Source organism: Modestobacter versicolor, assembly GCF_041028285.1.
Lineage (GTDB): Bacteria > Actinomycetota > Actinomycetes > Mycobacteriales > Geodermatophilaceae > Modestobacter > Modestobacter versicolor_A.
In genome coordinates this window covers 196,034-220,633 of record NZ_JABGDB010000002.1, presented here as the reverse complement: position 1 = coordinate 220,633, position 24,600 = coordinate 196,034, and the positions used below count along the sequence as shown (strand labels likewise).

28 protein-coding genes are annotated in these 24,600 nt (G+C 74.8%); 12 read left to right on the top strand and 16 right to left on the bottom strand.

Annotation, left to right across the window (positions count from 1 at the left end):
* Positions 1-181 precede the first annotated feature (181 nt).
* The 3 genes from HL054_RS07340 to HL054_RS07330 are packed head-to-tail and all read left to right on the top strand — an operon-like array spanning position 182 to position 3,556.
* On the top strand, positions 182-1,330 hold the full coding sequence (locus tag HL054_RS07340; protein ID WP_369138225.1) for a glutamate--cysteine ligase: 1,149 nt from the start codon (positions 182-184) through the stop codon (positions 1,328-1,330).
* Between the two features lie 53 nt (positions 1,331-1,383).
* Positions 1,384-2,250: a lysophospholipid acyltransferase family protein gene (locus HL054_RS07335; protein ID WP_369138223.1), complete on the top strand. Its 867-nt coding sequence runs from the start codon at positions 1,384-1,386 to the stop codon at positions 2,248-2,250.
* Between the two features lie 25 nt (positions 2,251-2,275).
* Positions 2,276-3,556: a glycosyltransferase 87 family protein gene (locus HL054_RS07330; protein WP_369138221.1), complete on the top strand. Its 1,281-nt coding sequence runs from the start codon at positions 2,276-2,278 to the stop codon at positions 3,554-3,556.
* A 16-nt stretch (positions 3,557-3,572) separates the two neighbouring features.
* On the opposite strand, the gene HL054_RS07325 is transcribed toward HL054_RS07330, so the two are convergent.
* From HL054_RS07325 to HL054_RS07310, 4 genes are read right to left on the bottom strand one after another with little or no spacing between them, the layout of a single operon-like run.
* Positions 3,573-5,006, bottom strand: a complete 1,434-nt coding sequence (locus HL054_RS07325; RefSeq protein ID WP_369138219.1) for a lipase maturation factor family protein — start codon at positions 5,004-5,006, stop codon at positions 3,573-3,575.
* Positions 5,003-5,518, bottom strand: coding sequence for a GNAT family N-acetyltransferase (locus HL054_RS07320; RefSeq protein WP_369138218.1), 516 nt, complete (start codon positions 5,516-5,518; stop codon positions 5,003-5,005). The genes HL054_RS07325 and HL054_RS07320 overlap by 4 nt, the downstream gene beginning before the upstream one ends.
* A gap of 45 nt (positions 5,519-5,563) precedes the next feature.
* Entirely contained in the window at positions 5,564-5,932 is a 369-nt protein-coding gene (locus HL054_RS07315) for a hypothetical protein (RefSeq protein WP_369139076.1), read from the bottom strand.
* Positions 5,933-5,963: 31 nt separating this feature from the next.
* A complete protein-coding gene (locus tag HL054_RS07310; RefSeq protein ID WP_369138217.1) occupies positions 5,964-7,325 on the bottom strand; it encodes a KamA family radical SAM protein in 1,362 nt (453 codons plus the stop codon).
* A gap of 118 nt (positions 7,326-7,443) precedes the next feature.
* Here HL054_RS07310 and HL054_RS07305 point away from each other — a divergent pair, with 118 nt between their 5' ends.
* The 8 genes from HL054_RS07305 to HL054_RS07270 all read left to right on the top strand — a co-directional run bounded on the left by HL054_RS07305 (position 7,444) and on the right by HL054_RS07270 (position 16,076).
* Positions 7,444-8,490, top strand: a complete 1,047-nt coding sequence (locus tag HL054_RS07305) for an L-erythro-3,5-diaminohexanoate dehydrogenase (protein WP_369138215.1) — start codon at positions 7,444-7,446, stop codon at positions 8,488-8,490.
* A complete protein-coding gene (locus HL054_RS07300; protein ID WP_369138213.1) occupies positions 8,487-10,004 on the top strand; it encodes an amidohydrolase in 1,518 nt (505 codons plus the stop codon). Before HL054_RS07305 ends, HL054_RS07300 begins: the two co-directional genes overlap by 4 nt.
* A gap of 118 nt (positions 10,005-10,122) precedes the next feature.
* Positions 10,123-11,694: a lysine 5,6-aminomutase subunit alpha gene (locus tag HL054_RS07295; protein ID WP_369138212.1), complete on the top strand. Its 1,572-nt coding sequence runs from the start codon at positions 10,123-10,125 to the stop codon at positions 11,692-11,694.
* Between the two features lie 76 nt (positions 11,695-11,770).
* On the top strand, positions 11,771-12,517 hold the full coding sequence (locus tag HL054_RS07290; RefSeq protein ID WP_369138211.1) for an OAM dimerization domain-containing protein: 747 nt from the start codon (positions 11,771-11,773) through the stop codon (positions 12,515-12,517).
* Positions 12,514-12,915, top strand: coding sequence for a hotdog fold domain-containing protein (locus HL054_RS07285; RefSeq protein WP_369138209.1), 402 nt, complete (start codon positions 12,514-12,516; stop codon positions 12,913-12,915). Before HL054_RS07290 ends, HL054_RS07285 begins: the two co-directional genes overlap by 4 nt.
* 163 nt (positions 12,916-13,078) lie before the next feature.
* Positions 13,079-14,698, top strand: coding sequence for an apolipoprotein N-acyltransferase (gene lnt / locus HL054_RS07280; protein ID WP_369138208.1), 1,620 nt, complete (start codon positions 13,079-13,081; stop codon positions 14,696-14,698).
* Positions 14,695-15,501: a polyprenol monophosphomannose synthase gene (locus HL054_RS07275; RefSeq protein ID WP_369138207.1), complete on the top strand. Its 807-nt coding sequence runs from the start codon at positions 14,695-14,697 to the stop codon at positions 15,499-15,501. Before lnt ends, HL054_RS07275 begins: the two co-directional genes overlap by 4 nt.
* A gap of 38 nt (positions 15,502-15,539) precedes the next feature.
* Positions 15,540-16,076 (top strand): FxsA family protein, encoded by a 537-nt coding sequence (locus HL054_RS07270; protein WP_369138206.1) that lies wholly within the window; start codon positions 15,540-15,542, stop codon positions 16,074-16,076.
* 129 nt (positions 16,077-16,205) lie between these two features.
* Here HL054_RS07270 and HL054_RS07265 read toward each other — a convergent pair whose 3' ends face one another.
* The 5 genes from HL054_RS07265 to HL054_RS07245 all read right to left on the bottom strand — a co-directional run bounded on the left by HL054_RS07265 (position 16,206) and on the right by HL054_RS07245 (position 20,556).
* The gene (locus HL054_RS07265) at positions 16,206-16,550 is read right to left on the bottom strand and encodes an RNA polymerase-binding protein RbpA (protein ID WP_110554073.1); all 345 of its coding nucleotides are present in this window, start codon (positions 16,548-16,550) and stop codon (positions 16,206-16,208) included.
* Positions 16,551-16,744: 194 nt separating this feature from the next.
* The gene (locus HL054_RS07260; protein WP_369138205.1) at positions 16,745-17,479 is read right to left on the bottom strand and encodes a thymidine kinase; all 735 of its coding nucleotides are present in this window, start codon (positions 17,477-17,479) and stop codon (positions 16,745-16,747) included.
* The gene (locus HL054_RS07255; protein WP_369138204.1) at positions 17,476-18,855 is read right to left on the bottom strand and encodes an MFS transporter; all 1,380 of its coding nucleotides are present in this window, start codon (positions 18,853-18,855) and stop codon (positions 17,476-17,478) included. The genes HL054_RS07260 and HL054_RS07255 overlap by 4 nt, the downstream gene beginning before the upstream one ends.
* 46 nt (positions 18,856-18,901) lie before the next feature.
* The gene (locus HL054_RS07250; RefSeq protein ID WP_369138203.1) at positions 18,902-19,783 is read right to left on the bottom strand and encodes a lysophospholipid acyltransferase family protein; all 882 of its coding nucleotides are present in this window, start codon (positions 19,781-19,783) and stop codon (positions 18,902-18,904) included.
* The gene (locus HL054_RS07245; RefSeq protein ID WP_369138202.1) at positions 19,780-20,556 is read right to left on the bottom strand and encodes a glycerophosphodiester phosphodiesterase; all 777 of its coding nucleotides are present in this window, start codon (positions 20,554-20,556) and stop codon (positions 19,780-19,782) included. The genes HL054_RS07250 and HL054_RS07245 overlap by 4 nt, the downstream gene beginning before the upstream one ends.
* Positions 20,557-20,670: 114 nt before the next feature.
* On the opposite strand from HL054_RS07245, the gene HL054_RS07240 reads away from it, so the two are divergent.
* Entirely contained in the window at positions 20,671-21,123 is a 453-nt protein-coding gene (locus tag HL054_RS07240; RefSeq protein ID WP_369138201.1) for a hypothetical protein, read from the top strand.
* 87 nt (positions 21,124-21,210) lie between these two features.
* Here the strand turns inward: HL054_RS07240 and HL054_RS07235 are convergent, their stop codons facing one another.
* The 7 genes from HL054_RS07235 to HL054_RS07205 all read right to left on the bottom strand — a co-directional run bounded on the left by HL054_RS07235 (position 21,211) and on the right by HL054_RS07205 (position 24,588).
* Entirely contained in the window at positions 21,211-21,462 is a 252-nt protein-coding gene (locus HL054_RS07235; RefSeq protein ID WP_369138200.1) for a hypothetical protein, read from the bottom strand.
* A 475-nt stretch (positions 21,463-21,937) separates the two neighbouring features.
* On the bottom strand, positions 21,938-22,363 hold the full coding sequence (locus tag HL054_RS07230) for a PIN domain-containing protein (RefSeq protein ID WP_369138199.1): 426 nt from the start codon (positions 22,361-22,363) through the stop codon (positions 21,938-21,940).
* Positions 22,360-22,596: a type II toxin-antitoxin system Phd/YefM family antitoxin gene (locus HL054_RS07225; protein ID WP_369138197.1), complete on the bottom strand. Its 237-nt coding sequence runs from the start codon at positions 22,594-22,596 to the stop codon at positions 22,360-22,362. The genes HL054_RS07230 and HL054_RS07225 overlap by 4 nt, the downstream gene beginning before the upstream one ends.
* A 53-nt stretch (positions 22,597-22,649) precedes the next feature.
* Entirely contained in the window at positions 22,650-23,204 is a 555-nt protein-coding gene (locus HL054_RS07220; protein ID WP_369138196.1) for an isochorismatase family protein, read from the bottom strand.
* Between the two features lie 103 nt (positions 23,205-23,307).
* The gene (locus tag HL054_RS07215; protein ID WP_369138195.1) at positions 23,308-23,754 is read right to left on the bottom strand and encodes an SRPBCC family protein; all 447 of its coding nucleotides are present in this window, start codon (positions 23,752-23,754) and stop codon (positions 23,308-23,310) included.
* Between the two features lie 19 nt (positions 23,755-23,773).
* The gene (locus tag HL054_RS07210; protein ID WP_369138194.1) at positions 23,774-24,121 is read right to left on the bottom strand and encodes an ArsR/SmtB family transcription factor; all 348 of its coding nucleotides are present in this window, start codon (positions 24,119-24,121) and stop codon (positions 23,774-23,776) included.
* Positions 24,118-24,588 carry an SRPBCC family protein gene (locus HL054_RS07205; RefSeq protein ID WP_369138193.1) on the bottom strand — a complete coding sequence of 157 codons (471 nt, stop codon included), beginning with the start codon at positions 24,586-24,588 and terminating at the stop codon, positions 24,118-24,120. Before HL054_RS07205 ends, HL054_RS07210 begins: the two co-directional genes overlap by 4 nt.
* Between the last annotated feature and the right edge of the window lie 12 nt (positions 24,589-24,600).

The following is a 24,600-nucleotide window of genomic DNA, read 5'->3' as shown; positions in this document are numbered from 1 at the left end:
CCGGGCGCCATGGCGCCAATCGGTGAATGGCGGCCGACGACGGTGCGGGACCAGGAGGAGCCGGGACCGCAGGTCCCGGTCCATTCTCGAATGAGCACTTGGGCATAACGGCCCACCCATGTGGGTGGGCCGTCAGAGGGCCCACTGTGCAGATCGGCGGGCGTGGACGTGATCATGACTCGTGCGCACCGTCGGGGTAGAAGAAGAACTGCTCGTCGTCGACCCCTCGGGCACGCCCGTCCCGCTCGCGCCGGAGGCCCTCGCCACGGCCGCCCGCCACGGGGAGGGCGAGACCGTGGAAGAGCACGCCCGGGCGGAGCAGGAGGCACCTCCACCCGGTGACCTCGGTGGCGCCCGGCTGGTCCCCGAGCTGAAGCAGCAGCAGATCGAGCTGGGCACCCGGGTGTGCCGGACCCTGACCGAGGTCGCCGCCGAGCTGCGGCACTGGCGGTCCCGGGCCGATGCGGCAGCCGCCTCCGTCGGGGCCCGGGTCGCCGCGCTGGCGACGTCGCCGGTGCTCGTCGAGCCGGTGCCCACGCAGGGGGACCGCTACCAGCGGATGCTCGAGACCTTCGGCCTGACCGCGCTGGAGCCGCTCACCTGCGGCTGCCACGTGCACGTCTCGGTCGCCGACGACGAGGAGGGCGTCGCCGTCCTCGACCACATCCGGGTCTGGCTGCCGGTGCTGACCGCGCTCACCGCCAACTCGCCCTTCTGGCAGGGCACGGACTCCGAGTACGCCAGCTTCCGGTCGCAGGTGTGGACCCGCTGGCCCTCGGCCGGCCCCACCGGCCGTTTCGGCTCGCCGGCCACCTACCACCGGGTCGTCGAGGACCTGCTCGCCAGCGGCACGGTCCTCGACGACGGGATGGTCTACTTCGACGCCCGGCTGTCGGCGACCTGGCCCACCGTCGAGGTCCGGGTCGCCGACGTCGCTCTGCTGGTCGAGGACGCCGTCCTGCTGGCCGGCCTCGTCCGCGGGCTGGTCGAGACCGCGGCCCGCGACTGGCGGGCCGGCCGGCCCGCACCCGACGTCCGCACCGAGGTCCTCCGGGTCGCCGCCTGGCGCGCGGGCCGGTCGGGGGTGTCCGGTGCGCTCGTCCACCCCCGCACCGGGCGGCCCGCGCCGGCGGCGGAGGTGGTCGCCGCCCTGGTCGACCACGTCCGCGCCGCACTGGCCGACAGCGGCGACCTGGCGCTGGTCGAGCGCGGGGTGGCCGACGTCCTGCGCCGGGGCACCGGCGCCGACCTGCAACGACGCGTGCACGCGACGAGCGGCGACCTGGCCGCCGTGGTCCGCGCCGCGGTCGCCGCCACCCACGGCGACTGAGCCGCCGAGCGGTCGCCCGGACCGACCGGCCGCGGGTTGGTTAGGGTCCGCCCATGTACACCGCCAGCTGGGGCGACGTCGTCCGCCGTGACCTCTTCGGGCCGCACCCGGACCGACGCGACCGGCCGTACCGCATCGTCATCCGGCTGGCGCTGGTCGTCTTCCGCCTCTTCGGCTTCCGCTTCGACGTCCGCGGCCAGGAGCACGTGCCCACCTCCGGCGGGGCGATCATCTGCAGCAACCACGTCAGCTTCTTCGACTTCACCTTCCTCGGGCTCGCCGCCCTCCCGCAGCACCGGCTGGTGCGGTTCATGGCCAAGTCGGCGGTGTTCACCCACCGCTTCTCCGGGCCCTTCATGCGGGCGATGCAGCACATCCCGGTCGACCGCAAGGCGGGGGCGGCGGCGTTCGACTCGGCGGTCCGCGCGCTGAAGGACGGTCAGGTCGTCGGCATCTTCCCCGAGGCGACGATCAGCAGCTCGTTCACCGTCAAGGACCTCAAGGCCGGTGCCGCCCGGATGGCGATCGACGCCGGCGTCCCGGTCCTGCCCGCCGCCGTGTGGGGCGGGCACCGCATCGCCACCAAGGGGCACGACGTCGTGCTGCGCCGGGGCGTGGCGGTGACGGTGCTCATCGGTGAGCCGCTGGTCCCCGAGCCGGGGGAGAAGGTGCAGTCCCTGCTGCGCCGCACCCGCGCGGCGATGGAGGCCCTGCTCGACGAGGCCCAGCAGTCCTACCCCGACCAGCCCGCCGGCGACGACGACCGCTGGTGGCTGCCGGCCCACCTCGGGGGCACCGCCCCGACGCCGGAGGAGGCCAAGGAGAAGGACGCCGCCTACGCCGCCGGCCACAAGGTGGCGAAGACCCGCCGGCCGCCGGTGCAGCGGCTGAAGACGCTCGTCGCCCGCGCCCGCCGCTGACCCCGACCCGCCCCCGGAGCGCCGCATGACCCCGACGCTCGCCCTCCTGGCGCTGCTCCTGGTGGGCGTCGCCGGCACGCTGCTCGTCGTCAGCGGACGGCGCGAGTGGCGCCCGTCCCTGCTCGACGCCCTGCTCGTCGCGCTCGCCTTCCGGGTGGCCCTGTTCGTGATCGCCAAGGACGTGGCCCCCTACGACCTGCTCAACGACTTCCGGATCGCCGGCGAGAACGTCCTCGCCCACCAGGACCCGACGCTCAACAGCCGGCCCCGCGGGTGGAGCTACCTGCCCACCTACGCCTTCCTGCTGGCCGGGATGGTGGCGTTCGAGGAGTGGACCGGGCTGCCGTGGCTGTCGGTCGCCCGGGTCCTGCCGATCTGCTTCGACCTGGGCGTCGTCGTCCTGGTCTGGACGCTGGGGGGCCGGGAGAAGGGCGGGCTGCGCGCCTTCCAGTACGCCTGCACCCCGATCGCCTTCTTCGTCAGCGCCGTGCACGGCCAGATGGAGCCGTTGTGCCTGCTGTTCGCCCTGGCCGCCTTCCTGGCCGCGCGGCCCGGCACCGGACGCCGCGCGCTCGCGGCCGGCGCGCTCCTCGGGCTGGCCGTCTCGGTGAAGACCTGGCCGCTGCTGTTCCTGCCGGCGCTGCTGATCGGCCTGCCGACCTGGCGGGCCCGCGGGCAGCTGCTGCTCGGCGGCCTGGCGGTCGGGCTCACCCTGCTGCTGACCATGCCGCTCACCGTGGGCACGCCGTTCCGGTCGCTGCCCGAGATCGTCTCCACGATCGTCGGCTACAACTCCGCGGGCGGGACGTGGGGGTGGTCGGCGATCGTCTTCCTCGTCGAGCCGTACACCTACGAGAGCTTCGAGACGTCGACGTTCTGGGCGACGGTCGGCCGGATCGGCTCGCTGGCCACGCTCGCCGCCATCGTCGCCGCCGTCTGGTGGTGGCGGCGGGCGCACCCCGTCGTGCTGGCCGGCGTGACCGCCTCGGTGTTCCAGGTGACCACCGCCGGGCACGGCGCCCAGTACCTCGCCTGGCCCGCCCCGTTCACCGTGCTCGCCCCGACCCGGCTGCTGCCGCTGCTGCAGGTGGCCATCGGCGTGTGGGCCTGGTGGGCCTACATCGGCCTGGGCTCGGGCCTCGCCCCGGCCGCCTGGGACGGCTGGGTGTACCGGGTCGCCCCGCTGAGCAGCCTGGTCCTCGTCGCGCTCATCGTGCTGGCCCTGCCGTGGCGGCAACGGCGGGCGGCGGACGCCGAGCCGGCCCCACCGGCGGACGAGCCCGAGGCGGCCCCGGCCCGGGCCTGACGGCGGCGCGGCCGGTTCAGGGCGCCCCGACGTCCTCCGCCGTCGTCGGGCCGACCAGCTGCCGCTCGTAGCTGCGGTGCCACCAGGCGCCGGTCTCCCGCCGTTCGGCCCGGGTGGTGAACCGGTAGCGGTAGACCAGGACCCGCACCGCGGCCGGGCGGCGCTGACCGAACGGGGCGGAGCGGAGCAGCCGCAGGGTGGCCGGGTCGGCAGCCAGCAGCTTGCGGAGGAACGTGCTGAGCCACGGCCGGCCGTAGGCGGGGGAGAGGGCGACGAACCACATGAGCCAGTCCAGCCGCAGGTGGTAGGGCGCCCACTGCGGCGGCCGGCGGCGCACGTCGCCGGGCTTGCCGCGGAACTCGTACTCCCGCCACTCCGCGTCCGGTCCGAGCTCGTCGGTCGCCTCCACCACCAGCTCGCGGCGCACCCGGGTGACCGAGCCGAACGCGCCGTAGCTGTTGACCAGCCGCAGCGGGTCGAAGCTGGTGTTCATCCGCTGCTGCGGTGACAGCAGGTTGCGCACCGGGCCGATGCTCAGCACGGCCACCAGGACCGTCAGCGCCACGCTCAGGCCGCCGAACCAGGCCGGGGTGCCGAGCTCGGCCGGGCGGTCGACCGGCAGGACCGCATCCAGCCAGCGCCCGTCGAGCACCGACAGCCCCAGCACGAGGGTGAGCGCGTTGAGCCAGGCGAAGTTGCCGCTGACCAGCAGGTAGCCCTGGGTGACCACCACGACGGCGGCGGCCACCCCGGCGACCGGCTGGGGCAGCAGCAGGCCGAAGACGACGACCAGCTGGGTGACGTGGTTGGCCAGCGTCTCGACCCGGTGCAGCCGCGGGCTCAGCCGGTGGAACCACCAGCTCAGCGGATTGGGCATCGGCTGGGTCTCGTGGTGGTAGGCCAGGCAGGTCAGGTCCCGCCAGCAGCGGTCGCCGCGCATCTTGATCAGCCCGGCGCCGATCTCCAGCCGGAACAGCAGCCAGCGCAGCAGCCACATCACCAGCAGCGGCGGGGCGACGTGGGCCGGGCCCAGGAAGACGGTGAGGAAGCCCGCCTCGAGCAGCAGCGTCTCCCAGCCGAACCCGTACCAGATCTGGCCGACGTCGACGATCGACAGGTACAGCGCCCAGAGCGTCAGCCACAGCGCCATCCAGCCGGCGACCGGCAGCCGGTCGGCGACCCCTCCCAGGGCGAGCAGCGCCAGCACGATGCCGGTCCAGCAGCAGCCGCGGAAGAAGCGGTCCGACCAGTGCCAGTGGAAGACGCTCGGCGACCGGCGGAACGACGTGTGCTGCAGGTACCGGGGGACCGGGGTGAGGCCGGAGGTGCCGATGAGCGCCGGGCCCTGCCGCAGCGCCGCGACGAAGGCGACCAGGTAGACCAGCGCGATGCCCCGGGTGAACACCCACCGGGCCGCCCAGGCGCCGGGGTCGGCCAGCCACTCGGTCATGGCAGCGGCGGGGCCTCGAGCCGGAAGGCCTCCAGCTCCCGGTGGTACCAGCGGGTGGTGCGGCCCAGCGGCTGCATGCCCAGCCGGCGGCAGACCGCCAGGGACGCCTCGTTGCCGGGCCGGACGACGGCGAACACCTCCAGCAGCCCGTCGCCGAAGGCCCGGTCGACCACCGCCCGGGCCGCCTCGGTGGCGTAGCCGCGGCCCCAGCTGTCCGGGTGCAGGTGCCAGCCCACCTCCACCTCGCCCACGCCGTCCGGGAGTGGCTTGAGCAGCACCGTGCCCGCCGCGGCGCCGCCGTCCAGCGGCTCGACCGCCCAGCAGCCGTGCGCCGGGTCCAGCTCGTGCACCAGCCGCCACCGCTCCACCAGCTCGGCCGGCGGCACCGTGGGCGGCCCGCCCAGCCAGCGGGTCACCTCGTCCCGGCCGTAGAGGTCCGCGAGCCGGTCGAGGTCGGCGCCGGACGTCGTCCAGGCGCGCAACCGCAACCGGCCGGTGCAGAGCAGTTCCACCCCGGGGGAGCTACCGCCGTCCGCGCCGGTGGAAACCAGACGGGGTCAGGTCAGCGCGAGAGCCAGGCAGACGGCGGTGAGCGCCGCGGCCACCGGCGTCATGACCAGCCTCTCCGGTCGGCTGCGGGACACCAGGTTGAGCACCGTGCCCAGGGCGAAGTACCCGGTGAGGAACCAGGTGAGGCCGCGGCTGAGACCGTCGGGCAGGACGTCGACCGCCCCGGCCCGGTCGAGCAGGACCAGGCCGATGACCGCGTACAGCACCACCGAGACGGCGCTGCCGACGCGCAACCGGGCGGGCAGGACGGTGTGCTGCCCGCCCCACGCGAACCGGCCGAGCGGTGCCCCGCCGGCGAGCACCAGCTGGAACACGGCCAGGGCCGCGAGCAGAGCGGCACCGACGGCCGCGACCATGATCACGACGCGGACGGTAGCGGGCCCGGGATCAGGCCGGCTCGAGCACCGGCACCCGCTGGGCGGCCCACCACTCGCGGCCCGCGGCGGGCAGGGAGTGGATCGGGTCGTAGTAGGCGTAGCGGCGGTCCAGCGCGGCCGCGTCGGCGCGCTCGATGCCGATCCGGTAGTTCTTCGTCCAGTAGCTGATGCCGCGCTCGCGGTCGTACTCGGCGACCTGGTGCACCCAGCGCTTGCCGACGTAGGGCACGTCGCAGACGATCCGCGGCGTCGCGAACCCCGGCAGGTAGCCCATGACGTCGTGCTGCAGCGTCTGCGCGGTGGCCAGCGGGACCCGCCAGTGCTCGGCGCTGGGGATCATGTCGCACATGTAGAAGTAGTAGGGCGTGATCGAGGCGCCGTCGAGGAGCGCGAAGCACAGGTCGAGCAGCTGCCCGGCGGTCGCGTTCACGCCGTCGAGCAGCACGCCCTGGTTGCGCACGTCGCGCACGCCGACCTCGAGCAGGGCCCGCGCCGCCTCGGCGACCAGCGGGGTCACCGACTGCGCGGCGTTGACGTGGGTGTGCACGGCCAGCGAGACGCCCCGCTGCTGCGCGGTGGCGGCGAGCCGGCCCATGCCCTCGACCACCTCGGGCTGCAGCCAGTGCTGGGGGAGGCCCATCAGCGCCTTGGAGGCCAGCCGGATGTCGCGGACCGAGTCGATGTCCAGCAGCCCGGCGACGAACGCCTCCAGGTTCTTGAACGGCAGGTTGGCCACGTCGCCGCCGGAGACCACGACGTCCCGGACGCCGGGGGTGTCCCGCAGGTACTGCAGCATCGCCCCCTGCCGGTCGACCGGCTTCAGCTCGAACTTGAGCTTGGGGACGGCCGGGGTCGAGTTGCCCACCAGGTCCATCCGGGTGCAGTGACCGCAGTACTGCGGGCAGGTCGACAGCAGCTCGGCGAGCACCTTGGTCGGGTACCGGTGGGTGAGCCCCTCGACGGCCCACATCTCGTGCTCGTGCAACGAGTCGCGGGCGGCGTACGGGTGGCTGCCGGCGTCGCCGGGGAGCCGGTCGGAGGCGACCGGCAGCATGTAGCGGCGCACCGGGTCGGCGAGCATCGCCGCCGTCGTCGGCGCCGCCGCCGGCACCATGGTGTTGAGCATCTGCGGCGGCAGCAGCAGCGACATCGTCGCCCGCCCGGCCTGGTCGGCCTCGACGTCGGCGTAGAAGGCCTCGTCGAGCAGGTCGCCGTACACCCCGCGCAGCTGCCGGACGTTCTTCACGCAGTGCGCGCGCTGCCACTGGGCGCTGCGCCACTCGGCGTCGGAGACGTCGGCGAAGCCGGGCAGCCGACGCCAGTCGGGCTCGACGAGCTCCCGCGCGGTGTACTCGTAGGGCTGCTCCAGCACCGGTGCTCCATCCCACGGACGACGACGACACGGCGACCCTACGGGAAGAAATGCGGCGGATCGAGCAGATGACGATAGGTTCTCCCGTGTCGGGCGGCCTGTGACGGAAGGGACGACGGTGGCGACGAGCGCACTGCAGCGCAGCCTCGGGGTGCACCGGGTGCTGGAACCGGTCGGCGTGCTGCCCCAGGCCGCGACCCGGCTGGACCCCGACCCGCGGCTGGGCCCGGACGAGGTGCGGATCGCGGTGCGCCGGCTCAACCTGGACGCCGCCTCCTTCCGGCAGCTGTCCGAGGCGCACGGCGGCGACGGCGACGCGGTCCGGGCCGAGGTGCTGGGCATCGTCGAGCGCCGCGGCAAGATGCACAACCCGGTCACCGGCTCCGGCGGGATGCTGATCGGCGTCGTCGACGAGGTCGGCCCGGACTCACCGCTGGGCCTGGAGCCGGGCCAGCGGGTCGCCACGCTCGTGTCGCTCACGCTCACCCCGCTGCTCCTCACCGACGGGCTCGCCGGGTGGGACGGCCTCAGCGAGCAGGTCCCGGCGTCGGGCAGCGCCGTGCTGTTCTCCCGGTCGATCGCCGCGGTGCTGCCCGACGACCTGCCCGAGCAGGTGGCGCTGGCGGTGCTGGACGTGTGCGGCGCGCCGGCGGCCACCGAGCGCGTCGTGCACCGGCGCCGGCGTCGGCTCGGGCACCGGTCCTCGGTCGCCGTCCTGGGCGCGGCCGGCAAGTCCGGGTGCCTGAGCCTGGCCGCTGCGCGGGACGCCCACGCCGGCCGGCTCGTCGGCGTCGTCCGCGACGAGCGGGAGGCGGACGCCCTGCGTGCGGCCCGGCTGGCCGACGAGGTCGTCGTCGCTGACGCCACCGACCCGCTCGCGGTCGCCGCGGCGGTGGGGGAGCCGGTCGACGTCACCGTGGTCTGCGTCGACGTGCCCGGCGCCGAGCACGGGGCGGTCCTCGCGACGGCCGACGGCGGCACCGTGGTCTTCTTCTCCATGGCCACGTCCTTCTCGGCGGCGGCCCTGGGCGCGGAGGGGATGGCGGCGGACGTGACCATGCTGGTGGGCAACGGCTACACGCCGGGGCACGCGGCCCTGGCCCTGGACCTGTACCGGCGGACGCCGGGCGTGCGGTCGCTGATCGACCCGCGGGTGCGGGCATGACCTCGGTGGTCGTCCGGGACGTGACCGTGGGGGACCGGGCCGGCCGGGCGGTGCACGTGGTGGACGGGCGGATCGCCTGGCTCGGCGCGGACGCCGACGCCCTCCCGGCCGACCGCACGGTCGACGGCGGGGGAGCACTGCTCACCCCGGCGTTCGTCGACGCCCACGTGCACGCCACCGCCACCGGCCTCTCGCTCACCGGCCTGGCCCTGCACGGCGCCGGCAGCCTGCGGGCCGCCGTCGCCAGGGTCGCCGAGCACTCCGGCCGCGCGCCGACCGGCACGGTGCTGGGCACCGGCTGGGACGAGACGGCCTGGCCCGAGGGCCGCGGCCTCACCCGGCACGACCTGGACGCGGTGGTGGGGGAGCGGCCGGCCTACCTGGCCCGCGTCGACGTCCACTCCGCGACCGTCTCCACCGCGCTGCTGGACCGGGTGCCCGGCATCACCGGCCTGCCCGGGTACAGCCCCGACGGCCGGCTGCGGCTCGACGCGCACCACGCCGTCCGGCAGGCCGCCTACGGGTCGGTGCCGGCCGACCAGCGCCGCGCCGCGCAGCGGGCCACCCTGGCCGCCGCGGCCGAGCTGGGCATCGGCACCGTGCACGAGATGGGCGGCCCGGAGGTGTCCAGCGCCGAGGACCTCGCCGGCCTGCTCGAGCTCGCCGGCCAGGCCCCCGGACCGCGGGTGGTCGGCTACTGGGGCGAGCTGTCCGCGCGCGGCGGGCTCGCGGTGGTCCGCGAGCTCGGCCTCGCCGGCGCCGGCGGCGACCTGTTCTGCGACGGCGCCTTCGGCTCGCACACCGCGGCGCTCTCGGCCCCCTACGTCGACCGGCCCGACACCAGCGGCAACCTCCGGTTCGAGACCGCCGAGCTGGTCGAGCACCTGCGGGCCTGCACCGCCGCGGGCGTCCAGGCCGGCTTCCACGTCATCGGGGACGCCGCCGTCGACCAGGTGCTCACCGCGGTCGCCGCCGTCGTCGCCGAGCTCGGCCGGGACGCGGTCCGGGCCTGCCGGCACCGGCTCGAGCACGTGGAGATGCTGGGCGCCGACGCGGTCGACCAGCTGCGGCAGTGGGGGATGGTCGCCAGCGTCCAGCCGGCCTTCGACGCCGCGTGGGGCGGCGCGGCCGGCATGTACGCCGAGCGGCTGGGCGTCGAGCGGGCGGCCGCCTGCAACCCGCTGGCCGACCTGGTCGACGCCGGCGTGGCCGTGGCGCTGGGCAGCGACGCCCCGGTGACCCCGCTGGACCCCTGGGGCGGGGTGCACGCCGCGGTGGACCACCGCACGCCCGGCTCGGGGATGCGCCCGTTCGACGCCTTCGACGCCGCCACCCACGGCGGCTGGGTGGCCACCCGGTCCGAGCACGCCGAGGGCCCGCTGTCGGTCGGCGCACCGGCGGACCTCGCACTGTGGGAGACGACCGGCACGCTGTCCGCCGTCCTCGCCGGGCGGCTGCGCCCCGCCTGCCGCCGGCTGCTCATCGCCGGCACCCCGATCGGAGACCCCCGATGACCCACCCCCACGCCCCCGCGCACGGTTTCGCGCGTCTTCCCACGCGTGGTTTCGCGCGTGGTTTCGCGCGTCTTCCCACGCGTGGTTTCGCGCGTCTCTGCGCAGAGGGGACGGCGCGATGAGCGGGCTGGAGCTGGACGGCGAGCTGGTCCGCCGGGCGCGGGAGCTGGCCACACGCGCCGCGGCGCCGGTGGTCGACCTCGCGCGGACGCACACCACCGTCTCCGTCGAGCGCGCCACGCTGCGGCTGGCCGGGCTCACCGGCACCGACCCGGTGCTCGGCGACGGCGAGGTGCCGTGGGTCAACCGGGTCGTGGACGCGGTGCAGGAGCAGGTGGGCCTCGCGCACGGGGTGTCGCTGCCGGTGTGGCACGCCCTCACCTCCGGGACGGCGCCGGACCTGGCGGCGCTGGCCGAGCAGGTGGGCGCCGGCACGGCCCGGTTCGCGCTGCCCGACGACCCGGAGCCGGCGCGGGAGGCGGCGCGGGCTGCGGTCGGCGCCGGCCTGGCCCGCATCGACGCCAACCGGGCCCGCCGCGAGGACCTGGTGGCCACCCACGGCGACCCGCCCCGCCGTCCGTGGATCTACCTGATCGTGGCCACCGGGGACATCTACGAGGACATCCCGCAGGCGCAGGCCGCCGCGCGGGCCGGGGCCGACGTCATCGCGGTGATCCGCTCGACCGGGCAGTCGCTGCTGGACTACGTGCCCGAGGGGGCGACCCGCACCGGGTACGCCGGCACGTACGCCACCCAGGAGAACTTCCGGCTGATGCGGGCCGCGCTGGACGACGTCAGCGCGGAGCTGGGCCGCTACGTCCGGCTGACCAACTACGCCTCCGGGCTGTGCATGCCCGAGATCGCGGTGCTCGCCGGCCTGGAGCGGCTGGACATGATGCTCAACGACGCGATGTACGGGATCCTCTTCCGCGACATCAACCCGCGGCGCACCTTCGTCGACCAGCGGTTCAGCCGGATGGTGCACGCCCGCGCCGGGATCATCATCAACACCGGCGAGGACAACTACCTCACCACCGCCGACGCCGTCGACGAGGCGCACACCGTCACCGTCAGCCAGCTGCTCAACGAGACCCTGGCGCACGAGGCCGGGCTCGCGGACTGGCAGCTCGGTCTCGGGCACGCCTTCGAGATCGACCCGGCGGTGCCCGAGTCGTTCCGGCTGGAGCTGGCGCACGCGCTGCTGGCCCGCGGGCTGTTCCCCGACGCCCCGCTCAAGTGGATGCCGCCGACCAAGCACATGACCGGCGACGTCTTCGGCGGCTACCTGCTCGACGGGTTCTTCAACCTGGCGGGGGCGCTCACCGGCCAGGGCATCCTCCTGGTCGGGATGATGACCGAGGCCGTGGTCACCCCGTGGCTGTCCGACCGGGACCTGGCGCTGCGCAACGTGCGCTACGTGCTGTCGGCCGCCGGCAACCTGCACGAGGACTTCGCGCCCCGGCCGGGCGGCTTCATCGACCGCCGCGCGCACAGCGTGCTCACCGACGCGGTGCAGCTGCTGGAACGGATCGCCGACCACGAGCAGGGGCTGATCCAGGCCATCGCCGACGGCACCTTCGGCATCACCAAGCGGTCCCCGGACGGCGGCAAGGGCAGGGACGGCGTGTTTCGCACCGCGGCCGGCGCCTACAACCCGGCGTTGGAACTGATGGAGGGTGTCCGTGTCTGACGACAGCCGCGGGAGCATCGCAGCGAGCGCCAGCGAGCGAGGAGCGGACCGCGGCGCGGAGTCGGGCCGTTCGACGGTGTCTGAGGGGAGCGTGGTCCGGCCCTACGGCGACACCACCGGCGACGGCATGGTGCAGACGTCGTTCACCCTGCCGGTGCCGCCCGGCCCGAAGGCGGAGGGCGCGGCCCTGCAGCTGGCGCACAAGATGGGCATCGAGCCGGCGATGGTGGTGCACAGCCACGGCATCGGCGAGGGGTTCACCTTCTTCGTCGTCTACGGCAGCGTGCGGCACCTGGTCGACCTGGACGCCGTCCACGTCGAGGAGCGGCCCTACCCCCTGCTGTCGCCCAGCGAGGTCAACGCCGCGGTGAAGGCCCGGCTCCGGCGCAGCCTCGTCGTCCTCGGCGCCTGCATCGGCACCGACGCGCACACCGTGGGCATCGACGCCATCCTCAACCTCAAGGGCTTCGCGGGGGAGAAGGGCCTGGAGTACTACCGAGAGCTGCAGGTGGCCAACCTCGGCGCCCAGGTGAGCGTGCCGGAGCTGGTGCACGCCGCCCGGGCCCGGAAGGCCGACGCCGTCCTCGTCTCCCAGGTCGTCACCCAGAAGGACGCCCACCTGCGCAACACCCGCGAGCTCGCCGGCGCCTTCCGCGAGGCGATGGGGGAGTCCCGCCCGCTGCTGGTCGTCGGCGGGCCCCGCTTCGACCCGGCGATGGCCGCCGAGCTCGGCGTGGACAAGGTCTTCGGCCGGGGGACGACGCCCGGCGAGGTCGCCAGCTACCTGGTGCACGCACTCGTCCCCGAGGAGGCAACGCCGTGACCGACCCCCGGGTGGGACTCACCGTCACCCACCGCCGCTACGTCCCGTACGCCCACGCCCACTACGGCGGCGACCTCGTCGACGGCGCGTACACCCTCGGCCTCTTCGGTGACGTCGCCACCGAGGTGGCGATCCGCGCCGACGGCGACGAGGGCCTGCTCGCCGGCTACTCCGAGGTCCGCTTCCTGGCGCCGGTGCAGGCCGGCGACGTGCTGGAGGCCTCCTGCGAGGTGGTCCGGGTCGGCCGGCGCAGCCGCGAGCTGCGCTGCTGGGCCGAGGTCGTGGCCCGCGCGGAGCCCGGCCGCGGCGCCTCGGCGGCCCGGGTGCTCGACCCGCCGCTGCGGGTCGTCGAGGCGGTGGCGACCCTCGTCGTCCCCGCCCCGCCCGCCGACGCCTGACCCCGGCGACCCCGGCGAGAGTCCTCACAGGTGACGCTCCGCCGGGACGGCGGCCCGGGGTGGGATGCTGGGTGCTGCCACGGCGGGGTGCCGCGGCACCGGGCCCGGCGGACGCCGGGCCACGACCTCCCGGCTGCTGCCCGGGACCGGACGGGAGGCAGGGGTGCCGGCAGTGGTGGCGACCGGCACGGTGGTGGCGGGACCGGGCGCGGCCCCGTCCCCGGACGCCCCGGCCCGACGACGCCTGCCCTGGCGCACCGCCCTGGCCGTCCTCGGTGGCCTGGCCCTGCTCCTGGCCTTCCCCGGGTACGGCCTGTCATGGCTGGCGGTGCTCGGCCCGGCCGCTCTGGCCCTCGCCGTCCGCGGTCAGCGGGTGCGCAGCGGCGCCTGGCTCGGGCTGGTGCTCGGGCTGGCCTTCATGGTGCCGCTGCTGTCCTGGACCGGCGTCTACGTCGGCCCACTGCCCTGGCTGGCCCTGGCGGTCACCGAGGCGCTCTACTTCGCCGTCCTGGGCGCGGCCGCGGCGGCCACCTCGCGGCTGCCGCTGTGGCCGGTGTGGGCCGCTGCCCTGTGGGTCGCCGACGAGGCGCTGCGCGGTCGCTGGCCGCTGGGCGGGTTCCCCTGGGGACGGCTCGGGTTCAGCCAGGTCGACGGGCCCTTCACCGCCCTGGCCGCCTACGGCGGGGTCCCGCTGGTGAGCTTCGCGGTGGCGCTGACCGGCACGCTGCTGGCCGCCGCCGTCCCCGCGGTGGTCCGGGTCGTCCGCCGCCGGGCCGGGGTGCGCACCGCGGTGCCGGCGGTGGTCGCCCTCCTCGCCGTCCCGCTGGTCGGTGCGGTGGCCTGGTTGCCGCTGGCCGGTCCGTCGCTCACCGAGGGCGGGCCCACCCGCACCGTGGCGGTCATCCAGGGCAACGTGCCCCGCGCCGGGCTGGACTTCAACGCCCAGCGGCGCGCGGTGCTGGACAACCACGCCGGCCGCACCCAGGAGCTCGCGGCCGCCGTCGCCCGCGGCGAGGCCGACCAGCCCGACCTCGTCGTCTGGCCGGAGAACAGCTCCGACATCGACCCCTACGCCAACGCCGACGCCGCCCGGGTGATCAGCCGGGCCGCCGAGGCGATCGGTGCGCCGATCCTCGTCGGGGCCGTGGTCGACGGACCCGGCCGGTTCATCTCCAACACCGGCATCGTCTGGGACCCGGTCACCGGCCCGGGGGAGACCTACGTGAAGCGCCACCCGGTGCCGCTGGCGGAGTACGTGCCGGCCCGGCCGTTCTTCCGGTTCTTCAGCCCGCTGGTCGACCGGGTCACCGACTTCGCGCACGGCACCCAGGACGGGAACCTCACCATCGCCGGGGCGAACGTCGGCGACGTCATCTGCTTCGAGGTCGCCTACGACGGGCTGGTGTCCGACGTCGTCGACGGCGGTGCCGGGATGGTCGTCGTGCAGACCAACAACGCCACCTTCGGCTTCACCGACGAGAGCGAGCAGCAGCTGGCGATGAGCCGGCTGCGGGCGGTCGAGTTCGGCCGCACGGTGGTCGTGTCGGCGACCAGCGGCATCAGCGCCATCGTCGCCCCGGACGGCTCGCTGGCCGAACGCTCGGAGCTGTTCACCGCCGACACGTTCGTGCAGCAGATCGCGCAACGGGACTCCCGCACCGTCGCCGAGCGGCTGGACGCCGGACCGGAGTGGGTGCTCACCGCGCTGGGCGTCGGCGCCGTCCTCGCCGTCGCCGTCCCCGGGTCCGTCCGCCGGCGGACGGCCCGCCGGGCCGACCGGTGACCGGCACGGCGGAGCCCCTCGGCCCGGTGCTCGTGGTGATCCCCACCTACGACGAGGTCGACAACCTCGGGGCGGTGCTGGACCGGCTGCACGCCGCGGTGCCCACGGCAGACGCGCTGGTCGTCGACGACAACTCACCCGACGGCACCGGCGCCCTCGCCGACGCCCGGGCCGCCGCCGACGAGCGGGTGCACGTGCTGCACCGGGCGACCAAGGCCGGCCTCGGCCCGGCCTACGTCGCCGGGTTCACCTGGGCGGCCGAGCACGGTTACGCGGTGGTCGTGGAGATGGACGCCGACGGCTCGCACCCCCCGGAGCGGCTGCCTGCGCTGCTGACCGCGTTGGAGGACGCCGACCTGGTGCTGGGCTCGCGCTACGTGCCCGGCGGTGAGGTCGTGGACTGGCCCCCGCACCGGCTGGCGCTGTCCCGGGCCGGCAACCTCTACACCCGCTGGGCGCTGCGGCTCCCGCTGGCCGACGCCACCGGCGGTTTCCGGGCCGCGCGGGTCGAGCTGGTGGGCGCGCTGCCCTTCGACGAGGTGGCCAGCCAGGGGTACTGCTTCCAGGTCGACTGGGCCTGGCGGGCGGTCCGCGCGGGGGCCCGGGTGGTCGAGGTGCCGATCGCCTTCAGCGAACGCACCGCCGGGCGGAGCAAGATGAGCGGTTCGATCGTTGGAGAGGCACTGGCACGGGTGACCTGGTGGGGAGTCCTGGACCGGCTGGCCGATCGGCTGCCCGGACGGGTGACCCGTCCCGTGCCGGGACGCGCCCGAGGTGGGTGGCGGACGAAGGTGCTCCGGTAGGGGGCACCCGCCGCCCGCCGGGCAGAGGAGGAGCGCACATGGCCACCGGCTACCCGGCGCCACACCCGTCGCGTCGGCCGTCGTCGCGGCTCCGGACGGCGATCGGGCTGGGGGCGCTGGCCGAGGTCGTCGTCTACGTCCTCGTCGCCTCCTGGATCGGTCTCGGCTGGACGATCCTGGCGACCCTGGCGACCAGCGCGCTGGGCTGGGTGCTGCTCGCCAAGCAGGGCACCAAGGCCCTGGGCGAACTGCGCCAGCGGGCCGAGGAGCACCGCGCACCCGGGCGGGCCCTCGGCGACGCCGGCCTGGTCGCCCTCGGCGGCCTGCTGATGGTGCTGCCCGGCTTCCTCGGCGACCTGCTGGGGCTGCTGTGCCTGCTGCCGGTCACCCGCGGGCTGCCCCGGGCGCTGATCGCCCGGCTGGTGGTCAGCCGGCTGCCGGTCGCGATGCGGGGCCCGGTGCGGGTGCGGTCGGTGCGCGCCGAGCCGGTCGCCGGCCCGGTCGAGGAGCCCTTCCGCGCCGGCCCGGCCACCCGCGTCATCGACGGCGAGGTCGACCCCGACCCCCGCCGCTGAAGAAGGACCCCGCTGCCCCCCGCCCCTCGCACGCTCGCGGCGGGACCCTGCAGCGGGGCCAAGACGAAGATGGCCATCTTCGCCCCCCGTGAGGAGGGCGAAGATGGCCATCTTCGCGTGGTGCTGGGTTCAGCTGGCGCGGGTGCGCCGTCCGCGCAGTACCTCGAGGCGCTCGGCGAGGACCTCTTCCAGGTCGTCGACCGAGCGGCGCTCCAGGAGCATGTCCCAGTGCGTGCGCGGGGGCTTGACCTTCTTGGGGGCCGGCTCGGCGCCGCCCACGAGCTTGGCAGCCGATCCGTCGTACTTGCACTCCCACGTGTCGGGGAGTTCCGCGTCGTCGGCGAAGGGCACCGTCACGAGGTGGCCCTGAGGGCACCGGTACTCGGCGTACTGCCGCTCGATGGGCGCGGTGTTGCGCTCGGTCTCGTAGCTCACGCTGCCCAGTCGGCTCCCGCGCAGGGATCGCTCGCCCATGGCACACCGTCCTCTCGTGCTGATTCGGTCAGTCCTGGATGCCCGGGCAACCGCATGCTCACGCATCCGGTGCGGGGTGTCGCAGGGGTCAACGACAGGTGAAGGGAAAAGATTTCCGTGTCGTCAGCGCTCGATCATCCCACATGATGAGAGATCGACCTGGGGCCACCCCCAGCGGGTGAGCCCGGCGGACCTCAGCGCAGCGCGAGCTGGCCCGGTCCGGTCGGCTGCGGACCCAGCTGGCCACGGGTGTGGTGCCGCCGGCACAACACCTGGTACCGGACGACGTCACCGGCCTCCGGCCCGCCGTCGGCCCCCACCGGGTCCTGCGGCACGGTGTCGGCCACCACCACGGTCTCGCCCTCGCGCACCATCACCCCGCCGACGACGCGGGCGTTGAGCACCCCCGGCAGCCCGCACCAGCACAGCACCTCGACCTGCACCCGCTGGACGTCGTCGGCGAGCTCGAACAGCCGCTGGGTGCCGGTGAACAGGCGGGTGCGGAAGTCGGTGGTGAGGCCGAAGGCGTAGACGTCGACGTGGGAGGTGTCGACCAGCTCGGCCAGCTGCTCGACCTGCTCGCCGGTGAGGAACTGCGCCTCGTCGACGATCAGGTAGTCGACCCGGTGCCCGGTGGCCCAGCGGTCCCGGACGAGCAGCCGCACGTCGGTGTCCGGCGCGAACTCGACGGCTTCGCGGCTGAGCCCCACCCGGGAGCTGATCTGCGGGGCCCCGGAGCGGTCGCCCTGGGTCAGCAGCATGCCGTGCCGGCCCTGCCGGCGGTGGTTGTGGTCGACCTGCAGCGCCAGGGTGGACTTCCCGCAGTCCATCGGACCGTGGAAGAACACCAGGTGCGCCGGGGCCGGGTGCCGCCGGCGGTCGCCGGAGGCGGGCACCGAGTCGGGGGCGGACAGGGGGGAGGGGCTCACAGTCGCTCCGGAGGGGTGTTGCCGGCCTCGACGATCGCCTGCCGGAGGTCCAGCTTCGCCAGCAGGACACCACCCACGACGAAGAAGACCACCAGGCTGACGATGGCGTAGCGGTAGGAGTCGGTCAGCTGGAAGGTCAGCGCGAACAGGAAGGTGCCCAGCCAGCTCGTCCCGCGGTCGGAGATCGTGTAGAAGCCGAAGTACTCGGCCTCCTTGCCGGCCGGGATGAGCTGGCTGAACAGCGAGCGGGACAGCGCCTGGGTGCCGCCGAGGACGAAGCCGATGACCACGGCGAGCAGGTAGAACTGCACGGCCGCGCCGGCGGTGAGGAAGCAGGCGGCCACCAGCACACCGACCCAGACCACCAGCGAGCCGAGCACGGTGCGCCGGGCGCCGATGCGCTCCGCGATCGCGCCCATGGCCCGGGCGCCGACGAAGGCCACCACCTGCACCAGCAGGATCGCCGACACCAGGGTGGTCTGGGACAGGTCGAGCTCCTCGGAGCCGAACTGCGCCGACACGGTGATGACCGTCTGGACGCCGTCGTTGAACAGCAGGTAGGCGCCGAGGAACCACAGCGTGAGCCGGTACTGCCGCATGTCGCGCAGGGTGGCCCGCAGCTGGCGGACCGACGTGCGCAGCGCCTGCCGGGTGGTCGGCGGCCGGCCCCCGCCGCCGGGCCGGCGGTTGCGCAGCAGCGCGATGCTGACCACCGCGAACGCCGCCCACCACACCCCGGCCGACGACAGGCAGATCCGCACCGCCTGCGACTCGGTCACCCCGAGCGACTCGTACTGGGTGTACAGCACCAGGTTCGCCGCCAGCAGCAGGGCGCCGCCCAGGTAGCCCAGCGCCCACCCGCGGCTGGAGACGGCGTCCCGCTCGTCGGGGCCGGCCAGGTCGGGCAGCCAGGAGTAGTAGACGACGGTGGCCGCGCCGAAGGCGATGTTGGCCGCGATGAACAGCCCGGAGCCCAGCAGGTAGCCGTCGCCGGCGAGGAAGAACAGCGCCATGGTGCACAGCGACCCGACCAGCGTGAAGGCCGCCAGCAGCTCCCGCTTGCGGCCGGAGCTGTCGGCGACGGCCCCGGCCAGCGGGAGCACCAGCACCTGCAGCACCACCGACAGCGAGACGACGTACCCGAACAGGCTGCCCGGCGGGATGCTGATGCCCAGCGGGTGGATCCGGCCGTCGGCGTCGGCCGCGGCCTCGGCCACCGAGGTCAGGTAGGGCGCCAGGAAGACGCTGACGACCGTCGTGTTGAACGCCGACATCGCCCAGTCGTAGGAGTACCAGCCGAACCGTTCCCGGCGGAGCGCGGGGTCGGGGACGGCCGGCGGGGACGTCGTCCCGGCGGGGACAGCGTGCTCGGTCACGGGCGGAGGGTGTCAGCCGTCGGCGGCCGGGTCCAGCGACGGGCCGTCACGGCACGTCGTCCGGCACGACGCCGCCGGGGAAGGCGGCGACCGCGGTGGTCGGCCGGGTGGGGTCGGGGAAGGCGATCCGGTCGGCCGGTTCCCCGGCGCGCAGCGGCGCCAGCCCGCGGGTGAGCGCGGCGGCGATCCGGGTGCGGGCCCGGTGGGCGTCACCGACCCGGCCGGGCACCAGGTCCGCGAGGGCCACCGGCGGGCCGAGGTGCACCTGCAGCGTCGGGCGCCGCCACAGCGCGCTGACCAGCGTGCGCAGCTTCCCGAGGTCGGTGCGGTACTGCAGCACCTCGTGGGCACCCCACTGGCTCACCGGGACCACCGGCACCCCGGCGGCCAGCGCCGTCCGGGCCAGCCCGGTGCGGCCACGCTCGGGCCAGCCGTCCGGGGTCAGCCCGACCCGGCCCTCGGGGTAGGCGACGACGTGACCGCCCGCGGCCAGCGCGGCCCGGGTGACCCGCACCGCGTGCGCGGCCAGGTCGGTGCCCCGCTCCACCCGGATGCCGCCGCAGCGCTCCAGCAGCGGGCCGACGACGGGGACGTCGAGGACGCCGCTCTTCACCAGGAACCGGGGCCGCAGCCCGGCGCGGTGCAGCGCGACGCCGATGACGAAGACGTCGAAGTCGCCGATGTGGTTGACCGCCAGCAGCAGCGGGCCCTCCCGCAGCGCCGGGTCGATGCCCCCGGTGACCTCGATGCGACCGAAGAGCCCCGGCACCCAGCCGAGCCGGCGGAGCACCGCGCCCCACACCCACCACTGCGGCGCCACGGCGATGGCCAGCTCGCGGGCGAACCAGTCGGGGTCGTCGGGCCGCACCTCGTCGGCGAGGTGCGGCGGCAGCGGGGGAGCGGGTGGGCGCCAGTCGCGCAGCCTCACCGGCCGGTCCACTGGCCGCGGGACACCAGCAGGTCACGCAGCATCGCCGGCCGGTCGGTCATCACCCCGTCGACGCCCAGGTCGAGCATCTCCGCGGCCGCGACCTCGGTGTCGACGGTCCAGACGTGCACCTGGAGGCTGCGGGCGTGCGCGGCCTCGATGAACCGCTCGTCGACCAGCGGCCGGCCACCGAGGTGCAGCGGCACCTGGGCGCACCCGGCCTGGATCCGCACCAGGCCGGCCGCCCGCGGTGAGTAGGAGGACAGCCGCAGCGCCGCCACCCCGCGGGGGCCCAGCGAGGTGCAGACGTCGGGGCCGAACAGCCGGCGGGCCGCGGCGACCCGGGCGTCGGAGAACGACCCCAGGCAGATCCGGTGCTCGACCCCCAGCCGGCGGACCAGCCGCACCAGCGGCGCCAGCACGCCGGCGGCCTTGATGTCGAGGTTGAACCGGACGTCGGGCCAGGCGCCGAGCAGGTCCTCCAGCCGCAGCACGGGCTCGCGACCGCCGATCAGCGCCCCCTGCACCTCCCGCCACGGCAGGGACTCCACCCGGCCGCTGCGGTCGGTGACCCGGTCCAGCGTCGGGTCGTGGAAGACCACCAGCTGGCCGTCGACGGTGACCCGCACGTCGGTCTCCAGATAGCCGTAGCCCAACGCCACGCACGCCTCGAACGCCGGCATGGTGTTCTCCAGGTGCTCGATGGCGCCGCCACGGTGGGCCATCGCGACGGGGGTCGGCCCGTCGAGGAAGGCGTAGCGCGAGCCCGGCACGCCCCCACGCTAGTGCGGAGGTCAGACCGCGTGTCGAGCGGTGCCGTGCCGGGGCCGTCGGGTCACTGGCGTGTCCACCCGGTCCTGTCGGTACCTGCGTCTACCGTCGCTGGCGTGGCGGTGGACCGGGCCGAGCAGGCCGAACGCAGGGCCGAACGCAGGGCCGAACATCCGGCCGAGCACGGGCTGCGGGCCCGCCCGGCGGCACGGAACCGGCGGGCGGACGGCGAGGAACGACGCTGCGGCTGGTGCCGCACCGTCCTGCCCGCGCAGGAGTCGGTGGGCCGCCCGCGGCTGTACTGCGGCCAGGCCTGCCGGCAGCGGGCCTACGAGCAGCGGTCGGCGACGGCGAAGGCCGGGCTGTCCGCCGACGTCGTGCTGGTGACCCGCGCCGAGCTCGACGGCCTGCAGGACCGGCTGTACCAACTGCGCTGCGCCATCGAGGACGTGCAGACCCTGCTGACCGAGAAGCCCACCAAGGCCGAGCTCGAGCGGTCGCTGGCCGACCTGGTCCGGTCGACCGGCCGGCTGGACCGGTTGTGGCTCAACGGCAAGGCAGCCGGCTGACGGCAGTCTTACCGTCACTGTGACGCAACGAGGCCGGGGGAGCCAGGTCCGCAGGGGAGGGGCACCGACCGTGCCCCTCCGTTGGACTCAGTTGTTGTCGCCGTCCTGGTTGTTGTCCCGGTCCTCGTTGCCGGTGGTGTTCGTGTCGTCGTTGTCCGGCAGGTTGCCCTGCGACGTGCCGCCGGGGTTCGCACCGGAGGTGTTGGTCCCGTCGTCGTCGGTGGTCCCGTCGTTGCGCTCCTGGCCGCCGCCGGCCGGACTGCAGGCAGTCAACGTGGCCGGTCCGCCGACCAGAGCCAGTGCGATGAAGACGGCAGCTGCCGGGCGTCGGATGTTCATGGCTCGACCTTATGAAGGGTTCGCCGCAGCCGCCCGTCGGAACGCCAGATCGCCCGTCGTTTCGTCAGAGTGACGTATTCAGCGGGGTGTACGGGGACGGGGGGAGCACGGCCCAGGAGCGGGCCTGGGCCGTGCGGGTGATCGTGGGCACGGTGCCTGACCAGCGGAGCCACCCCCCAAGATCAACATCCGGGGGAGTTGACCATGGGCCAGCGAGCCCACGTGGTCGCCCGGAGCTGGAGAGGTCGCACGCCGCGGCAACGACGACGCACGCCGGCGGACGACGACGTCGACGGGCGGTGGGTGGTCGACGGAGCCGACGGCTGGTCTGGGTCCTCGACACCACGGCGGGCGACCGCCGACAACGCAGCGGGCGACCAGGCCGTCAGCCGCTTCCGGCGCCCTTGGCAAGTCCGCCGATAATCGACATTATGTCAAGTAGAGGAGATGAGGACCGCCCCGGCAGGTCGGCCGGTCACTCCCCGCGGTCCTGGTGCGGGACGGCGCGCACCTCGAGGTCGTCGATGCCGGCGAAGTCCTCCGGATCGCAGGTGTACAGCGGCACGCCCGCCGCGATGGCCGCCGCCGCGATCAGGGCGTCGTAGGCGCGGGCGGCCGGCTTCCGACCTGCCGACCGCAGCGACGCCGCCACCCGGCCGAAGGCCCGCGCCGCCTGGGCGTCGAAGGTGATCGACCCGAAGTCGGACTCCGCCTGCTGCAGGTGCGCTTGGCGGGCGCCCCGCTCCTTCGCCGTGCGGGCGACCAGCGGGCCGACCGACAGCTCCGCGAGGGTGACGGCGCTGACCACCATCGCGTCCGGCAGGTCCGCTGCGTCCGGCAGCTGCCCCAGCGGGATGACCGTCGAGGTGTCGAGCATCCCCCGGCCGGCCGGTGCGGTCACAGGCCCGGGTCCAGCACCGCGTCGACGTCGCGTCGCAGCGCGTCCGGGTCCAGCCTCGGCAGGTGCCGCCGACGGGCGACGAGGTCGGCGGACGACGGGCTGCGACGTCCGCGGGGCCGCAGCTCGGCCACCTCGGCCCCGTCCCGGGTGACGACCAGCGAGGCGCCCCGAGCGACGCGGTCGAGGACCTCTCCCCCGCGGTTGCGCAACTCGCGCACCGACACCGTCTCCACGGCGACGAGCGTATCGCCGGTGAGACACGACGGTGCCGTGCCGAGGAGCGTCGTCATCCGGGGAACGCGACGTCCTCGGTGTCGACCACGCCGGCGGTGCGGCCGGGCGCGGTCTGGAAGCGCCAGTACAGGTTGGTGTGCGCGATGACCTGCTCCACCGGCGGCGCACCCCAGGCGCTCTTGTCCCCGGCGGTGTGCGCGTCGCCGACGAGCGTGACGTCGTAGCCGCGGGTGAAGGCGCCGTGGATGGTCGACCGGATGCAGGCGTCGGACTCGGCGCCGGCGACCACCAGGTGGCCGACGCCCGCTCCGGCGAGCACCTGCTCCAGGTCGGTGCCCTCGAACGAGTCGCCGTGCGACTTGTGCACCAGCGGCTCGGAGTCCGCGCGCACCAGCTCCGGCACGTACTGCCAGGCGTCGCTCCCCTGCTGCATCTCGTCGTCGGAGTGCTGCACCCAGACCACGGGCACCTGCTGCTCCCGCGCCCGGTCGACCAGGCTGCCGATGTTGGCCACCACGTCGTCCCGGCGGGGTGCCTCGTCGACCACCACCTGCTGGACGTCGATGACGACGAGGGCGGTGTGCGGGCGGTCGGGCAGCGTGGTCATCGCGGTCTCCTCGGCTGGTCGGCTCGGAGTCACGCTAGGCCCGACCACCGACAGTCCGGGAGCCCCGCCGGCCGCGCGGCCGACGGAGCTCCCAGCCGCCGGCTCAGTGCCAGTCGCTGATCGGCACGTCCCGGGGTGCCGGAGCCCCGGAGCCGGTCTCCAGCAGCGACTTCAGGCTCAGCAGGAACGACGCCCACTTGGTGCTGCAGTGGTGCATGAACTCCACCGGCTCCCGCCAGCCCGCGTGGGTGAACAGCACGATCGTCCAGTCGCCGTCCTGGCGGAGCCGCCACTCCACCGTCGTCCCGACCCACTCCGCCGGACCCTCGACGACCCGCCAGGTCACCCGCTCCCCCGGGACGGTCTCGAGCACCTCCATGTCGAAGCCGCCGACCGGCGGGAAGCGGAACTCCAGGACGCCACCCGGCTCGCCGCTCCCCCGGGCGTCGCCGGTCCACCAGCCGGCGAGGCCGTCGACCGTCGTCAGCGCCTCGTACACACGCTCCGGCGTCGGGGTCTGGACCCCGACCCGGTGCAGGATGTCCACCATCTCGCTCTCCTCCGTCTCGTCAGTCCTGCTGGGTGCGCTGGACCGCCTCGGCGATCCGCTTGATCCGCCGGAGCCGGGCGTCCCACGCCGACCCGACCGTCGAGAGCTGGGCCACCGCGCGGGCCAGTTGCTCGTCGTCCACCCGGTAGCGCCGCTCCCGGCCCGCGGGCGTCGACCGGACCAGACCGACCCGGTCCAGCACGGTCAGGTGCTTGGCGACGGCCTGGCGGCTGACCGGCAGCTGCTGGCCGAGGGTGGTCGCGGTGCCGTCACCGGCCACGAGCAGCAGGTCGAGCATCCGCCGCCGGGTCGGGTCGCCGATCGCGGACCAGAGGGCGTCGTCGACGTCGGCCCCGGCGCTGCTCACGGCAGCGCCGGCTGGCCGGCCAGCGTCGCGACGTAGGGCGCCAGGCGGGGCAGGAAGTGGTCCCAGCCGGCGACGTGGTCACGGTACTGCTCCTCGAGGACGGCGACCTCCCACCCGCGCTCGCGGAACCCGGTCTCGGTCATCGTCAGCCGGGTCCCGCTGCCGGACGGGGTCAGCTCGAAGGTGACCAGCAGGGAGTTGTGCTCGTCGGCGGCCTCGCCCGCCGGGTGGGTCCAGCGGAAGGAGAACGACCGCGGCGGCCGCACGTCGACGACGGTGAACGACGCGACGTGGCCCCCGTCGGCGGGGTCGCCGAAGACGACCTCCCCCGCGGACCCCGGGACGGCCTCGTACCGCGCCTCGTCGGGCCACCACCCCCGGAGGTGCTCGGGGCTGCTGACCACCTCGAACACGACCTCGGGTGACGCGTCGATGTGGATCTCGCGCTCGATGGTGCCGAACTCCATGCCGACCTCCTG